Here is a 16,560-nt window from a genome sequence, read left to right on the forward strand (position 1 = left end):
GGAGGAGCAATGAAGTATGACGGACAATCAACCAACGGGCCACGGCTATCAGCCGCAGGCCATCGAACCGAAGTGGCAGCAATACTGGGATGAGAACAAAACCTTTAAAACGGAAGATACCTCATCCAAACCGAAATTTTATGCGCTGGATATGTTTCCATATCCATCAGGCGCAGGCTTGCACGTAGGGCATCCGGAGGGATACACGGCGACTGACATCGTGTCCCGTTACAAGCGGATGCGCGGATACAATGTGCTTCATCCTATGGGATGGGATGCCTTCGGTCTGCCAGCGGAGCAGTATGCAATGGACACAGGCAAACATCCTCGCGAGTTTACCGTGCAAAATATTGATACATTCCGCCGCCAGATCAAATCTCTCGGCTTCTCGTATGACTGGGACCGCGAGATCAGCACCACCGATCCGGAATATTATAAATGGACCCAGTGGATCTTTATCCAGCTCTATAAGCGCGGCCTTGCCTATGTGGCTGAAGTACCGGTGAACTGGTGCGAAGCGCTCGGTACCGTGCTTGCGAACGAAGAGGTCATCGACGGCAAGAGTGAACGCGGAGGCCATCCGGTCGTACGTAAACCGATGCGCCAATGGATTCTGCGTATTACCGAATACGCGGATCGTCTGCTTGAGGATCTGGATGAATTGGACTGGAGCGAGAGCCTGAAGGATATGCAGCGCAACTGGATTGGCAAATCCACAGGCGCTGAGGTTCGTTTTGACATCGAAGGGTACGATGGTCATCTGGAGGTGTTCACAACCCGTCCAGATACGCTGTTCGGGGCAAGCTACTGTGTCCTGGCGCCGGAGCATGACCTCGTGGATAAGATTACGTCAGCCGATCAGCGTGAAGCCGTCAAGGCTTATCAAGATCAAGCAGCTCGTAAAAGCGACCTGGAGCGGACGGATCTGGCCAAGGATAAAACTGGTGTATTTACGGGTGCGTACGCTATCAATCCGGTAAACGGCGCTAAAGTGCCGATCTGGATCGCGGATTACGTGCTTGCTGGCTATGGAACGGGAGCCATTATGGCGGTTCCGGGTCATGACAGCCGCGACTGGGAGTTTGCGAAGCAATTCGGTCTTCCGATTATTGAAGTTGTTCAGGGTGGAAATGTCGAGGAGGAAGCATACAGCGGCAGTGGCGCGCATGTGAATTCCGGCTTCCTGAATGGGTTGGATAATGAAGAGGCTATCCAGGCGATGAATGAATGGCTGGAGCAAGAGGGCAAGGGCAAGAAGAAGGTAACTTACCGTCTGCGCGACTGGCTGTTTAGCCGTCAACGCTATTGGGGTGAGCCGATTCCGATTCTGCATCTGGAAGACGGAACGATGAAGACCGTGCCGGAGGATCAGCTTCCATTGCTGCTGCCGGATGTGGATCAGATTAAACCGTCCGGTACCGGCGAATCGCCGCTGGCTAACGTTACGGAGTGGGTGGAAACGGTAGATCCCGAAACGGGCATGAAAGCCCGCCGCGAGACCAATACGATGCCGCAATGGGCTGGCAGCTGCTGGTACTACCTGCGTTATATCGATCCGCGTAATAATGAGGAATTGTGCTCCAAGGAGAAGCAGAAGGAATGGCTGCCGGTTGACCTGTACATCGGTGGTGTGGAGCATGCGGTGCTTCATTTGCTGTATGCACGCTTCTGGCACAAAGTATTGTATGACCTGGGTGTTGTCGATACGAAGGAGCCTTTCCAGAAACTGGTCAATCAGGGTATGATCCTGGGCAACAATAATGAAAAAATGAGTAAATCCCGCGGCAATGTCATCAATCCGGATGATATTGTTAACGAATACGGTGCCGACACGCTGCGCGTGTACGAGATGTTCATGGGGCCGCTGGAAGCGACCAAGCCATGGAATACCAACGGGGTTGAAGGAACGCATCGTTTCCTCTCCCGCGTGTGGCGCCTGTTCATCGGAGACGACGGTCAATTGAACCCTAAAATCGCGGAAGGCGAGGGTGCGGACGAATTCAAACGTACGCTGCACAAAACGATTAAGAAAGTAACCGAAGACTTTGAACATATGCGCTTTAACACAGCGATCAGCCAGCTGATGGTATTCATCAACGAGGGATACAAGACGGAAAAGCTTCCGCGCAAAGCGATGGAGAACTTCGTTCAGCTGCTTTCCCCGCTGGCCCCTCACCTGGCTGAAGAGCTGTGGAGCCGTTTAGGCTACACGGAGAGCGTAACCTACGTGCCATGGCCGGAGTATGATGAGGCTTGGACTGTAGAGGCCGAAGTTGAGATTGTTGTTCAAGTTAACGGCAAAATCGTAGAACGTGCCAAAATCTCGAAAGACATGGACCAAGAAGCCATGCAACAACATAGCCTCTCCCTTCCGAATGTCAAGCAGGCGCTGGAAGGAAAGAGTATTCGCAAAATTATTGCCGTACCGGGTAAACTGGTCAATATCGTGGCCGGTTAATCGTAAAACCGAAGGCAGCATCCAGTTTGGCCAAATCCTCCTCATACTTGTCGTGTGTGGTTTTGATCAATTGGTAGAACAATCCGTTCAGGTTTGAATCAAGCAGTGCCAAAGCCTGAGCTGTGATGCCTCCGGGAACCGCAACCCGCTCTTGCAGCTGTTCGGGGGAGAAGCCCTCCTCCGTTAGCAGCTTGCCGGTGCCAAGCAGCATTTCACCGGCTAATGCATTAAGGGTCCTGCGGTCGATTCCGGTTATTTCAACGGCAGCGTCGATCCATTTTTCCATGAATAAACTTAAAAAAGCAGGTCCGCAGCTGGAGAAATCGGAAGTGATTCGTGTGTGCGATTCCAGTATCTCGAGCGGCCTGCTGATATAAGACAGGAGGCTTTCTATAAGCTGCCTGTCTTCTTCTTTTATTCGGGAACCATACATGCATAACGATGCTCCGCCTCCGGTTAAGTTGGTGATGCTCGGTATGATTTTCGCCACCTTGCAGGGCAGCGTTGATTCCAGATGGATCAATTGGACCGGACTCGTGATAGATATCGCGATTTGCCGGGCTTCAAGCCTGTCTTTGATTTCGCTGATGACCGATTTGAATTCAAGCGGCTTGATACATAGGAATATCAGGTCGCTCTGAGAAGCCGTCTCCATGTTACAGCTGCATACCGTCAGACCGGGATGACGTTTTGCCAGCTGCAGCGGCTTTTCAGGGCTTCGGTTGCTGACCCGAATCTGCTCAGGCAGGAGTGCGCCCGATTGAATGAAGGCATCGATCAACAGACTACCCATGCTGCCCGTACCGATAAAACCAACCTTCATGTGTATGTCCCCTCCTTTCGCGCTTTACGGCAGAAATGTACCGTCCTTACGTTTAATGTATGCGGGGAAGATGCCGATTCATGACGGTTTTTCATGCGATTTCGGTAGGGAAACTGAAGAATATTCATAGGTTTGTACCAAATGAACTTTGATGTTAAGGAGAGATCATAGATGAGACGAGTATCTTTAGGTTGGAGTCTTGCCGCAACGATTGCGGGCTGCGGGTTCATCTTGTTTGCTGGCGGTACGAATCAGGGGATCGAGGGCTGGCAGCCGCTAAACGATCAGCTGGAGCAGGTGGTTGCTGCCGAAGAGAATGCGGGTGTGAAGACATCTGGGGCTGATTCCCGGCATAAGGACGTGGAACCGGCTGGAGCATCTGCTGAGCCCGAAGCGGACGTGAAAAATGCTGCAAACACCACTCAGGCTGGGCAGATCGAGCCTGCACATAACGCGAAGGAGCCCATGCCAAACCAAGACCAAGGAGTGGCAGGGAGCAGTACAGCAGATCATATCGCCCCATCTTCAACCTCTGGCCAATCTACTTCGGCCTCGGTTCCACCTCAGGCTGAAGGTGTCGGTCAGCAGTTACAGCAGCAAACCCCTGTTAACAGTGTAGTACAGCAACCAGCAGCTCCGGATTCATCCGGGTTGATTAATGTCAACACGGCGGATGCCGCAACGCTCATGGAGCTGCCTGGCATTGGCGAGGCGAAGGCCAAGGCGATTATCGATTATCGAAATCAGTTTGGTCCATTTCGAAGTCAGGCGGACTTGATGAACGTAAAGGGCATCGGTCCCAAAATGCTGGAGAAGATGAAGCCTTACGTTGGACTTTAGCTATGTGCTACAATAAAGGGGACATTGATAAGGAACAGGTGACAGATGATGAGTGCAGATCAACGTAAAGATTGGGATACTTATTTCATGGATATTGCCTTTATGGTTTCTACCCGCTCTCAATGCCCGCGGCGTCATGTCGGAGCGGTGCTGGTGCAGGGGAAGAAGCTGCTCGGAACGGCATATAACGGCGCGCCGATGGGAGTGCCTGATTGCTCGGAAGCTGGCTGTATGATCGCTGAGGATTATGAATTGGTCGTACAGGACGGCAAGGAGAGCATGGTGAAGAAACAGCGCTGCATCCGGACGATTCATGCTGAGCAGAATCTGCTGTTATTCACGGACAGGATTGATCGTGAAGGCAGCACGGTGTACGTGACGGATGAGCCCTGCTGGACCTGTGCGAATATGCTTGCCAACAGCGGCATTGTCGAGGTTGTGTTCCACCGTCCTTATCCGAAGGATTCGGGCAAGGTGTCCCGCATGATGGAACAGAAGGGTATTTTGTTCCGGCAGCTTGAAGTGTATGAGCCGCCGCGCGAAACCTTGATGACGGTAGCGGAATGATTTATGAATATAAGGTTATAGAAGAAAATGAATAGAAAGTCACAGAGGAAGGACCTTTGACTGCGATCTGCAGGCAAGGGTTCTTTTTTTATTTAATGATGAAGGGATTTGTTCGAATTATGAGGCGAAGGCCGTTACTTATGTTTACCGTGTTATGGGTAATCGGCAGCGGTGCTGCATGCCTGTACGATGGATGGAGGCTGGCTTTGATTGCAGCCGGGCTGATTCTCATACTGCTTGCTGTATGTCATTGGGCGGGGGCAGGGCGTCTTTTTACACTCTGCATGTTGTTCTCCTTGTGCGTGTCGGGCACTTACTGGGAATGGCATGATGCGGCAAATATAAGTGATTTCGAGTCGCTCCTCCCCGGGGTGTCATCGACGGACATCGTTCCGGTTACTGCGTTTGGTGTAATCACATCCCCTATAGAAGTGGACGGTGACCGCGCGGATTTTAATGTTGTCCTACATGTGGCTGATCTCACGCTAGCAAAACCTCCAGCGCCTCAAAAACAAGCGAATCCGGATAACGGGACCATGCTGAAGACAGATGATATCGTTAGGGTTCAAGTAAAACTGCTGGATAAAAGGGAGCTGGAGAGGGTTAACCGATGGCAGCGCGGGGACCGCATACAACTGACGGGAGAGTTGCAAAAACCTGGAGAAGCCCGTAATTTTGACGGATTTGATTATGCTCAATATTTGCGAACCCAGAAAATTCATTGGATGATTAAAGTGAAAGGCTCTGAACAAGCGGGGGTCACTCCGCCTGACAGCTGGAATTTAAGTCATATTCTAAGATGGACGGATGCCGTTCGCCATAAGCTTGGGGGCAAGCTGGATGAATTGTACGGCGGAATCCACGCGGGTTATATGAAGGGACTTGTCATTGGCAATCGGGATGATCTGGATCCCGATACATTTATGGAGTTCTCGCGGCTGGGATTGACTCATATTCTTGCGATATCGGGCATGCATGTGGCTGTTGTCGTAGGATGTCTTTTATTCATATGTACCACCCTTCGAATGACGAGGGAGACCTCGCTGACGGTGGTCATGTGGCTGATTCCCGTCTACGTCCTGCTTACCGGGGCAAGCCCTTCTATCGTCCGTGCCGGCATCATGGGGATGATCGGTTTGTATGCCGCACGGCGTCGGCTTTTGAAGGATGGACTGCATATTCTGAGTGTTGCCGTGCTCGCCATGCTGCTGTGGAACCCGTATTTTCTCGTTAACGTCAGCTTTCAATTGTCATTCATCGTGACTGCGGGCTTGATGATATTCGTGCCGAAGCTGATGCCGCTGCTGACATTTTTGCCCCGCTGGCTTGCGGGAACTGTTGGAGTCACGGTCGTAGCGCAGCTGATCTCCTTTCCTCTTACCATTCATTATTTCAACCAGGTGTCGCTGATTTCTGTTTTCGCCAACATGCTCCTGGTTCCAGTCATTAGCCTTGTCGTTCTTCCGCTAGGAATGGTGTCTTTGCTGATGGGGTGGGTGTGGATGCGAGGAGCCGGCTGGCTGGCAGCTGTAACGGAATGGTTAAACCAAATGACGTTCCGAATCGTTGAATGGATGAATGGTTCATCCGTGTTTATGACATTGTGGCCATCCCCGTCGATAGCCTGGATTCTGTGTTATTTTGTTCTTCTGTATGCATTGCTGTCCATTTTGAAAAAGAGTTCCGAAAATCGCGAGGGAGAGCGAAGCGAGTCCGATGATACAGTTCCGTTGGAAGGACGGATACCCTTGGATCGTAGAGGAAGCTTGTCTAGAGCGACCGGCATGTTTCCGCTTGTGGATCGATGGGCCGGTGCGTTACGATGGAGAGGTTTTCTTCGCGCCAGTGATTATATCGAACGCTATGCAACGAGATCCGCGATCGTCCTGCTGTCCGGAGCTTTGGGTCTTTTACTGTACGGCGGTTATCAATCTCCGTCCATGCACGGAGCGGGACTGGTACAATTCCTGGATGTAGGACAAGGGGATTCGATACTGGTAACAACACCTGAGGGCAAGCATATTCTCATTGACGGTGGTGGCACGGTGAATTTTCGTAAGGAAAAGGATACTTGGAAACAACGAAAGTCTCCGTATGAGGTGGGAGCGAAAGTGGTGGTTCCCTTGTTGAAAAAACGGGGCGTACACCAGCTTGAGGCTGTCATCATGACCCATGGGGACCAGGATCATATCGGCGGCTTCCAGGCTGTTCTGCAGGAAATCCCCGTAAAATCGGTTGTATTCAATGGGACCTTGACCGACTCCGCTTCCTTCCGGAAACTGATGTTAACCGCCGTTCAGCAGCGCATTCCCATTTACGAGGCTGGATTTGATCGGGATGTTTGGAAGCTTGACAGACATACGGAAATCCAATTTTTAGCGCCTATTTTCCCAGAAAGTGGAGAAATCATAAAACCATTACCGTTGATTAAGGAGCAGAATCATGCTTCACTAGTATTTGTCCTTCAGATGAACGGCAGCCGGCTCTTATTTACGGGTGACACGGACCAAGCTGCCGAACATAATATATTGCTGCACCTGGAGGAACGTTCTTCACAGGATGATGTCGTTTCACGTCGTGCTGCTGCCGAAAACCGGATCGATGTCATGAAGGTTGCCCATCATGGAAGCAAAACCTCGACATCCGCGCTATGGCTGAATGCATGGAAGCCGAAGGCAGCGGTTATTTCCGCTGGCGTCAACAATATGTACGGCCACCCTCATCCGGATGTGGTCGGACGGTTGGAACGTTCCTCGACGCTCATCTATCAGACCAACCTTCACGGTGAAATCCAGATGAGGATCAAGGATGGACATATTGAAACGCGTACGAAGCTTCCATGAAAAAACAGCCCGCTGTCCTTTGGACATAGATTCGTAGTATGATCTTTTATAGGAAAATGCAGCGGTGACTATAATCTTTATATTTGGTATAGTTAGATGAAGTTTCCTAAAAAAATAATAGGTTACATACTGCAACATTTTTTTAATTCTATCCGTCTGTATGTATGCAGGGAGAGGGGGATCCACTGTGGTGGAGCAGGGACTCATAAGAGCCGCTCAATCGGGCGATCGCGACGCTCTAATCACCCTATTGCGAGAAATTGAGCAACATGTTTACCGAACTGCTTATTACATTTTAAACAATGAACAGGATGCTATGGATGCAGCCCAGGAAGCACTTATACGTGTATATACGAAGATTAACTCCTACGAGGAGAAGGCTCAGTTCAAAACTTGGGTCCAGCGGATTGTCACCAACATATGCATTGATAAATTCCGCAGGACCAAGCCGACGGTTTCCATCGATGAACATGATCTGGTGTTTCGGGATAATCTCGATGTAGAACGGGAAGTGATGTCGGGATATCTGGCTCAGGATATTCAGGAAGCCATTAATCAACTGCCGGATCATCATCGCACGGTCATTGTCTTAAGGTATTTGCAGGATCTATCCTACAACGAAATTGCTGATTGTCTGAACCTCCCGCTCAATACGGTGAAATCCTATTTGTTCAGGGCCAGGCAGCAGCTGCAGAATATGCTCCAAGAGCATCAGAAAGGTGGTGTATCAGGATGAATTGCCAAGAGGTGGTGGAACGTATGCACCGGTATTTGGACCGGGATCTCACTTCGGAGGAGACGGCCGAAATGTATCAGCATATTGCCGTGTGCCCCATGTGTGCGGAGACCTTTAATATATTGAAATCATTGAACAGAGAGCTTGAGGATCTCCCGGCCGTAACCCCGCCTGTCAGTCTGGTAGACGCTATCATGCCTAGACTGGATGCCATTGACCGTGAACGCCAGAACCTTGTCGTACCTCCAGCCGTGAAAAGCCAAGAGCCCGCCGAAATGATGCCGGAAATGCGGCGTCCGCGACGTGCGGGAAGCTGGTGGAGCACGGTTGGCGGAAGAACGGCTATCGGTGCCGCTGCCGCTGTACTTATTTTTAGCGTAGCTATTTTAAATAATGAACCGAAGATGCTATCCGATGCGGAGATTCCATACGAAGAGGCAAGCACGACCAGTGCCGGGGCGAATGACGACTCGGCTGCAACGCAGAGTCAGGAAATCGCTCAGCCGTTTGCCGCCGAAGGCGGCACGGAGTCGGGTGGCGCATCGGATGAGGGAAGCGATCCATCCGCAAATCTGCGGAGTTCGCCTTCAGAATCGTCATCGGAAGCCAATTCTAAGTCAGCTCCGAATGAAACGAAGGCAACGCCGGAACCATCGGATGGGGCTAACGGCACCAAGAAAGATGTTACAGCACCCGATACTTCGGTCCAGAAGAAAGATAATGGGGAACCTCAAGCGTCAGACCAACCTGCAACGAGCAACAATGAGGTACCAAAAAACAATACCACAAGTCCGTCTGACCCTCCCGCTAGTGAACCTGAGCAGGACTCTGAGACCATGGATGCCCAGACTTCGCCTACGGAATCGGCGGATACCTCGTCAGAGATGCTGCCTCCAATTAGCGATCCTTCCGGCGATGCAGGCACGGGAAGCACGGAATCATCCGACAGGTCAACCGGATCGTACCAAGGACTGGCGATGGTACCGGAACAGTGGTCGTCCCCGGACGGCCTCTACCGAGCTTCGCTGGAGGCCGATCATCTGATTATCTATCGCCTGCCATCGGGAAGCCAAACCTCGCCTGAGGCGGTTGAAACGGTTGAGACGATTCCGCTCGGCGGAAGCTGGGTATCCGGTCAATGGTCAGAGGACGGCTTAACGTTTAAGTACAAGGTGCAGACGAATAACGAATTGGTTGAATCCGTCTATTCCATTGAGAAGTCTCAGCCTCCGGCGACTACGGGGCAGAAGCAGCCTAAACAATAGAAATATTCAGAGATATATACAATCGGTGCACCAATGCCGGGAGATATGAATACACTATATATTAGAGAGAGCATTATACCAACTACCGTCGTATGACCGACGGCGAGGTGTTTCTAGAGCATACTTGCCGGCGTTTATATAGATGTGTTGGGACGAAGGGACCTTGCCGCTGCCAAGCCGAGGTCTCTTTGTTTTCGTGTGGATGATTTCATTTTTATGCTTGTTGTCTATCGCATTCAGGCACTCTTTTTTGGTATAGTGTACAGAGTAGAAAGGGGGGACGCCGATGGATGCCAAAGCGGCGGCCAAGGCGGTTAAGCAGGGAGATGTGTCTGCCGTCTATTTGTTGTATGGCAGCGAGAAATTTCAAATGAAGGAATTCGCTGAATTTCTGGAAGCCCAGCTGATCCCAAAAGAAGACCGTGATTTTGCGCTTGTTCATATGGATTTAGGGGAGGTTCCGATTCAAACCGTCATTGAAGAAGCGGAGACGGTTCCATTTATGGTTCAGAAAAAATTGATCATGGTCAGGGACACGGCTTTTTTTACCGCAGCAAAAGATAACGGGAAAGTGGATCACCGTCCAGAGGCTTTGCTGGATTATTTGACCAATCCCGCTGATTATAGTGTGATTGTCTTTATGGTTGGACAAGAAAAGCTGGATGAACGCAAAAAGGTAGTCAAGGCAGTTAAGAAATCAGGGGTTGCCTTGTCCTTTATGCCTTTGGGCGGGGAGGATCTGCTTCGCTGGGTGGACAAGCAGGTGAAGAACGGAAACTGCACGCTGCGAGAAGGTGCGGCGGAGGCGATCGTGCGAAATGCGGGAACCAGTCTTCAGGCATTATCAGGTGAGATCGAAAAGCTGTGTTTATATGCTGGTGCCGGTGGAGTGATTGATGTCGCAACCGTGGATATGCTGGTGGCGCGCAGCACGGAACAGAATGTGTTTGCGCTTGTAGAGGATATTGCGAATCTCCGATTGGACAAGGCGCTCGGAATCTATTATGAGCTGCTGAAGCAGCGCGAGGAGCCGATCAAGATTGCGGCGCTCATCACCAGACAGTTCCGGATTATTCTGCAGGTGAAGACTCTATCTACCCAGAGCTACTCGCAGCAGCAAATTGCTTCCCAGATCGGATTGCATCCCTATGCGGTGAAGATTGCGGGCGAGCAAGCCCGCAAGTTTGAGACAGCACGCCTTGAAGGCATTCTGAACCATCTGGCGAATCTGGATTACCAGATGAAGACCGGGGCCGTGGATAAGGTGCTCGGCATCGAATTGTTTTTGCTGCGGCTTGGGGCTTAACACACCCGCAACAAGTTAAGAGCGTACGGCCGCGGGAGCAGTCGTACGCTCTTTTTGTTTAGAGATCAGAAAGCATGAACTTCAGAGGCTTACCCACCTGATCTTGCAAGAAAAAAATCCGCTATATGTGGTTGTCTGCCGAGAAGAGCACGTTGATCAACGTACCACAAAAAGCCCTGAGCAGTGTGAACTGTTCAGGGCTTTTTCCATGTCGTATTCAACAAACGTTACTTACGCTTGCGACGTAAGAGCGTTCAGTCTTTTCGCCAGACGGGACTTCTTGCGGGCAGCTGCGTTCTTATGGATCAGGCCCTTTGTTACAGCTTTATCAAGCTTCTTGGAAGCAGCCTGGAAAGCAACTTTAGCAGCTTCGATTTCTGTACCGTTCAACGCTACGTCAGCAGTTTTAACAGCTGTGCGAAGCGCGGATTTTTGAGAAATGTTAAGCGCGTGGCGTTTGTCATTTGTCTTTACACGTTTAATCGCGGATTTAATGTTTGGCATTACATTCACCTCCTGTAAGGCATTTCAATAGAGCGAAATGATTCACAACTTAAAATATTTTAGCATGGGGGTGGACAAAAAGCAATACTCATTCGGACTTCTGCATAATCTCTCCCATACTCTCGCACACTACTAGCAATATGAGGAGGAGTGTGAATTTCTATGGATCTGGATCTGCAAAAATACTCGGTCCGAACGGACCTGGCGGTGGAATCAAGAGAACTGGCGGGAGGCAAAGGGGGCACGCCCATTCCTGGTGTGATGGAGGATGTGGTGCAGGAGGACGGAATCAAGATTACAAGGCTGGACGTGGAGAACGATGCAGCCTCTAAGCAAATTGGAAGAGTAAAGGGCCATTACGTCACGTTGGAGGTGCCCGATCTTCGCAAGGGGGATACGGGGCTTCAGGATCAAGTATCTGTTGTCTTCGCTCGTGAGTTTGAGGCATTCATGTCCCGGATCGGGATCGGACCCAAGGCAAGCGTGCTCATTGTCGGGCTCGGCAACTGGAACGTGACGCCGGATTCCCTGGGACCGCTGGTGGTGGAGAACGTGATGGTAACCCGACAGTTTTTCGAGCTTATGCCGGATCGGGTGGCGCCAGGCTATCGACAGGTTAGTGCCGTAGCGCCAGGCGTTCTCGGTCTGACAGGGATTGAATCGAGCGAAACGGTTCAGGGCATCGTGGAGCAAACCCGTCCCGAACTGATCATCGCTATTGACGCTCTGGCTTCGCGTTCGCTGGAACGGGTGAATACGACTATCCAGATTGCGGATATCGGAATCCACCCCGGTTCTGGCGTCGGCAATAAGCGGAAGGGATTGACACAGGAGATTCTCGGGGTCCCCTGCATTGCGATCGGAGTTCCGACCGTCTGCTATGCTTCCACCATCGTTAATAACGCCATTGAGCTTATGAAATCCCATTTTGGCGAAGGTGCGCCGGAGACGGGCAAAATTATGGGCATGCTCCATGATATACCCGAAGGTGATCGCCTCGCACTGGTGAAGGAGGTTCTGGAGCCGCTGGGTCATGACCTTATCGTAACGCCCAAGGAAATCGACGAATTTATAGAGGATATCGCCAATATCGTGGCAACCGGTTTGAACGCAGCGCTGCATGAGGCTGTGGATCCCGGCAATGTAGGTGCGTACACGCACTAACCAGTATAAAAGCTCCGAATCTATCGGAGCTTTTATATTTTTCATGGATCTAGTTCTATCGATTCTCCCCGGTTCATAGATTTGAAATATAAGAGATTACACAAGTCGCGGGAACGGCGGAATGATGGCCGAAATAGCTCCCGGCGAACCGAGGAGGGCATCGTTATGAACAATCGCAAGTTTCGCATCTGGAATATTGCCAGACTGAAACGGAAGGTTATGGAAGGTCTGAGCATGGGTCGAACGCTCATTATACTAATGCTAGGTTCTCTTATATTTTTTATTTTACTAGGGCTCGGAGGGATGGCGGAACAGCGGATGAATTCCTCGCCCGTATCATCAATGAAAGGATTGGCCGCTTCGTTATCCAGTCATTTTTTCATTGATATGATCGGCATGGAGATGCCGCATATGACGGCTTCCAAAGAGACCTCAAGCTTCTCCGGCGAGAAAATGTCGACCTTCGTCTTTGAACTGCTGACGAGTGTGAATCCGAGGGATCCAAAAAGCCTTCTTGCAGGAGAACTGCCTGGCATGAAAGCAAATCAACCGGTACAGCTGTCTCATGGGTCCGGTAACGAGGATGGGGAGGCACCGGCGGATTACCGGCCGGATCCCGCGGAGGGGCAGGCAGAGGGCGATCCTGCTGATGGCGGGGAAGAGCCTCCACAAGGCGGTCGGGGAGATATCGGCAATGAGGATAATGGTGAGGATGTCCCGGATCAGGGGGCGGAGGACGAGCCTGGCAGTAAGAACGATCCTGGAAGCATCTCCAAGGATGGAAAGTCTACGAATGGAAAGAAAGCCGTTCTCATCTATCATTCTCACCCGCAGGAAGCATATAACCCGCTGCTGACACATCCTTCCGATAATCCGGGGGCGGTATCTCCGAGCAAGAATGTCATGCTGGTGGGCAGTTTGCTGAGCAAAAGACTTGAAGCCAACGGGATTGGCACCCTGCATGATCAAAGTGACTATCAATCTACCATTGAAGGGTATAATTACAATTTTTCTTATAAATACTCGCGTCAGATGGTCATGGAGGCCATGTCCCAGAACGACGGTATTAACTATCTGATCGATATCCATCGGGATTCGCAGCGGTATAACAAAACGACAGCAACCGTAAACGGCGTCAATTATGCCAAGGTTTACTTCATCATCGGACATGCGAACGAGAACTGGAGACAGAACGAGGCGTTTGCAAGCAAAATCAATGCCAAGCTGGAACAGTCCTATCCCGGGGTGTCTCGGGGGGTGTGGGGTAAATCAGCGGATCAAGGGAACGGGGAATATAATCAATCCCTGTCGCCGAACAGCATCCTGATCGAAATCGGCGGCATCGATAATACGAAGGAAGAATTGCAGCGGACAGCTGAAGCGTTGGCGGACATCATTGCAGATGTGTACTGGCAGGAGCAAGAGGCGGAGAAAGCCAGTGTGAAAAAAGACAATGATCAAACGAAGAAGCAGTCCGTTTCCGCGGAAACCAAGGGCGGAAGCAAAAAAGGCACAGAGGGTGAAGCAGCCAAAGCAGGCTAACAGCTTGGCGGCAACGATAGAGCAAGAGTGAGCAGGTAAATCAGGGAGGGACTCTGTGATGTCAAGAATGGGAAAACGGTTTGTGGCTCTTATCATATGGACAGGCATCGGCATATTGGTCGGCATGCAGCTTGGCGGGGCAAAGGCGCCCGTATCGACAGACGGTTCAGGCGCCGTGCAAACTGTGCAGCAAGACCATGCTCAGAATCCGCAAGGCGGAGCTGCCCAAGGGCATGGATGGGGAGGGACACGCAAGACCCCTCCCTTATCAGAGTCCGTTGTTCTAGAACAAGATGCTCGTAAGACACTACCTGAATATGAGCCTACGCCTAGCGACATCCTGCTTCCCGAACGCTCGCAACCGCCTGCCGATGTCCTTGCCGACAAGACGGCAGGACTGCTCCAACAGCTGTCTGACAAAAGCATACGCTGGGTCGTGTCGATGTTCGGATCGATCGCGGAATAAATTCACCTTTATTCTCAGCATTGCTGTGCATCCCCTCAACTGGTATAATAAGTTGATTCAAACATCTGGTGGTTGTTGGGGGTTAGGCATGACAGACGTACAAGCAAGACAACAAAAAATTCGTAATTTCTGTATCATTGCACATATAGACCATGGGAAATCGACGCTTGCTGACCGTATATTGGAATTTACGGGTGCATTAACTTCGCGTGAAATGCAAGAGCAGGTACTGGATCAGATGGATCTGGAGAGAGAGCGCGGGATTACCATCAAGCTGCAGGCGGTTCGCCTAAATTACAAAGCCGATGACGGTGAGGAGTATATATTGAACCTGATTGATACTCCAGGGCACGTCGACTTTACGTATGAGGTATCTCGAAGCCTGGCTGCTTGTGAAGGCGCGTTGCTCGTCGTTGATGCTGCACAGGGAATTGAAGCGCAGACGTTGGCCAACGTATATTTGGCACTGGATAACAATCTTGAAATTCTGCCTGTCATTAACAAAATTGACCTGCCAAGCGCCGATCCCGAGCGGGTGAAGCAGGAAGTTGAGGATGTCATCGGCCTGGATGCCAGCGATGCCGTATTAGCTTCCGCCAAGGCGGGTATCGGAATCAAGGAAATTCTGGAGCAGGTGGTTCAGAAAGTCCCTGCGCCAACAGGCGATTCGGAAGCACCCCTGAAAGCGCTGATTTTCGACTCCCATTATGATCCTTACAAAGGTGTCATCGTATATGTGCGCGTTCTTGACGGAAGTATCAAAGCCGGTTCCAAGATCAAGATGATGGCTACCGGCAAAACCTTCGAGGTTATTGAGGTGGGGGCGTTTAAGCCGCGCATGTCCATCGTGGACGAGCTTAATGTTGGCGATGTCGGTTTCATCGTGGCTGGCATGAAGAGTGTCGGCGATACGCAGGTCGGTGATACGGTAACGGATGCCAAGCGTCCGACGGCCGAGCCGCTTCCGGGTTACCGCAAAATCAACCCGATGGTATTCTGTGGTCTGTATCCAATCGAGACGTCAGACTACAATGATCTGCGCGAAGCGCTCGAGAAGCTGCAGCTTAATGATGCATCGCTCAGTTTTGAGCCAGAGACATCCAGCGCGCTCGGATTCGGTTTCCGTTGCGGATTCCTAGGCCTGCTGCACATGGATGTCATCCAGGAGCGGATTGAACGCGAGTTTAATATACCGCTGATTACAACAGCGCCGAGCGTTATTTACCGCATTACGCTGACAAACGGGGAGCAGATCCAGATCGATAACCCGTCTCATTATCCTGAGGTCGGCAAGGTCGATTATGTTGAAGAGCCTTATGTTAAAGCAGGTATTATCGTTCCGAACGATTATGTTGGAGCGATCATGGAACTCTGTCAAAATAAACGCGGCGAATTCGTGAATATGGAATACCTGGACACAACGCGCGTCACCATTACCTATGAAATTCCGTTGTCGGAAATCGTGTATGATTTCTTCGACCAGTTGAAATCGAGCACCAAAGGATATGCTTCATTTGATTACGAGCTATCCGGGTACCGTCGATCCAACCTGGTCAAAATGGATATTTTGCTTAATGCCGAGCAAGTGGATGCCTTGTCCTTTATCGTGCACAAGGACCGTGCCTATCACCGCGGACGGTTGATTTGCGAGAAGCTGCGCGAGCTGATTCCTCGTCAAATGTTCGAAGTGCCGATTCAAGCTTCCGTTGGTACCAAGGTTGTGGCCCGTGAAACGGTTAAAGCGATGCGTAAAAACGTTCTTGCCAAGTGTTACGGCGGTGACATCTCCCGTAAACGGAAACTCCTTGAGAAGCAGAAGGAAGGTAAGAAACGGATGAAACAAGTCGGCAGCGTTGAAGTGCCGCAGGAAGCTTTCATGGCGGTATTGAAAATTGACGACAAGTAATTTTGTATAGGAATGGCAGGCCCACGAGTTAATGGGCTGGACTGGTCCTACGTGTATAGCCTTAGTAAATGATGGGAAAGCCGATTCTCGGCTTTCCTTTCTTTCATTCCAAGAGGCATAGCGTTATAGTAGAGAAGGAA

13 protein-coding genes are annotated in these 16,560 nt (G+C 50.9%); 11 read left to right on the forward strand and 2 right to left on the reverse strand.

Annotated features, from left to right (window positions below; translation table 11 throughout):
- Window positions 1-16: 16 nt before the first annotated feature.
- The gene (leuS, locus tag NYE54_RS10110) at window positions 17-2,458 is read left to right on the forward strand and encodes a leucine--tRNA ligase (protein ID WP_339271901.1); all 2,442 of its coding nucleotides are present in this window, start codon (window positions 17-19) and stop codon (window positions 2,456-2,458) included.
- On the opposite strand, the gene comER is transcribed toward leuS, so the two are convergent.
- On the reverse strand, window positions 2,439-3,281 hold the full coding sequence (gene comER, locus NYE54_RS10115) for a late competence protein ComER (RefSeq protein WP_339271902.1): 843 nt from the start codon (window positions 3,279-3,281) through the stop codon (window positions 2,439-2,441). The two genes, leuS and comER, sit on opposite strands and share 20 nt — an antisense overlap.
- A gap of 171 nt (window positions 3,282-3,452) precedes the next feature.
- On the opposite strand from comER, the gene NYE54_RS10120 reads away from it, so the two are divergent.
- From NYE54_RS10120 to holA, 6 genes are all read left to right on the forward strand, one after another.
- Window positions 3,453-4,121 (forward strand): ComEA family DNA-binding protein, encoded by a 669-nt coding sequence (locus NYE54_RS10120; RefSeq protein ID WP_339271903.1) that lies wholly within the window; start codon window positions 3,453-3,455, stop codon window positions 4,119-4,121.
- A 48-nt stretch (window positions 4,122-4,169) separates the two neighbouring features.
- Window positions 4,170-4,688: a dCMP deaminase family protein gene (locus NYE54_RS10125; protein WP_076320559.1), complete on the forward strand. Its 519-nt coding sequence runs from the start codon at window positions 4,170-4,172 to the stop codon at window positions 4,686-4,688.
- 140 nt (window positions 4,689-4,828) lie between these two features.
- Window positions 4,829-7,531: a ComEC/Rec2 family competence protein gene (locus NYE54_RS10130; RefSeq protein ID WP_339271904.1), complete on the forward strand. Its 2,703-nt coding sequence runs from the start codon at window positions 4,829-4,831 to the stop codon at window positions 7,529-7,531.
- A gap of 187 nt (window positions 7,532-7,718) precedes the next feature.
- Complete coding sequence (locus NYE54_RS10135; protein WP_036644490.1) at window positions 7,719-8,267, forward strand: sigma-70 family RNA polymerase sigma factor; 549 nt, start codon at window positions 7,719-7,721, stop codon at window positions 8,265-8,267.
- Window positions 8,264-9,532, forward strand: a complete 1,269-nt coding sequence (locus NYE54_RS10140) for a zf-HC2 domain-containing protein (RefSeq protein ID WP_339271905.1) — start codon at window positions 8,264-8,266, stop codon at window positions 9,530-9,532. Before NYE54_RS10135 ends, NYE54_RS10140 begins: the two co-directional genes overlap by 4 nt.
- A 286-nt stretch (window positions 9,533-9,818) precedes the next feature.
- Window positions 9,819-10,838, forward strand: coding sequence for a DNA polymerase III subunit delta (gene holA / locus NYE54_RS10145; RefSeq protein WP_076320562.1), 1,020 nt, complete (start codon window positions 9,819-9,821; stop codon window positions 10,836-10,838).
- A 231-nt stretch (window positions 10,839-11,069) separates the two neighbouring features.
- Here holA and rpsT read toward each other — a convergent pair whose 3' ends face one another.
- A complete protein-coding gene (gene rpsT, locus NYE54_RS10150) occupies window positions 11,070-11,342 on the reverse strand; it encodes a 30S ribosomal protein S20 (RefSeq protein ID WP_009590780.1) in 273 nt (90 codons plus the stop codon).
- A gap of 162 nt (window positions 11,343-11,504) precedes the next feature.
- Here rpsT and gpr point away from each other — a divergent pair, with 162 nt between their 5' ends.
- The 4 genes from gpr to lepA all read left to right on the forward strand — a co-directional run bounded on the left by gpr (window position 11,505) and on the right by lepA (window position 16,420).
- Entirely contained in the window at window positions 11,505-12,506 is a 1,002-nt protein-coding gene (gene gpr, locus NYE54_RS10155; RefSeq protein ID WP_339271906.1) for a GPR endopeptidase, read from the forward strand.
- 165 nt (window positions 12,507-12,671) lie between these two features.
- Window positions 12,672-14,048, forward strand: coding sequence for a stage II sporulation protein P (locus NYE54_RS10160; protein WP_339271907.1), 1,377 nt, complete (start codon window positions 12,672-12,674; stop codon window positions 14,046-14,048).
- Window positions 14,049-14,106: 58 nt separating this feature from the next.
- Window positions 14,107-14,514, forward strand: a complete 408-nt coding sequence (locus NYE54_RS10165; RefSeq protein WP_339271908.1) for a hypothetical protein — start codon at window positions 14,107-14,109, stop codon at window positions 14,512-14,514.
- A gap of 88 nt (window positions 14,515-14,602) precedes the next feature.
- Complete coding sequence (gene lepA, locus NYE54_RS10170; protein ID WP_076320566.1) at window positions 14,603-16,420, forward strand: translation elongation factor 4; 1,818 nt, start codon at window positions 14,603-14,605, stop codon at window positions 16,418-16,420.
- The last annotated feature ends 140 nt before the right edge of the window (window positions 16,421-16,560 follow it).

Origin of the sequence: Paenibacillus sp. FSL K6-1330 (assembly GCF_037976825.1) — a bacterium.
In the GTDB taxonomy this organism is placed as follows: Bacteria; Bacillota; Bacilli; order Paenibacillales; family Paenibacillaceae; genus Paenibacillus_AQ.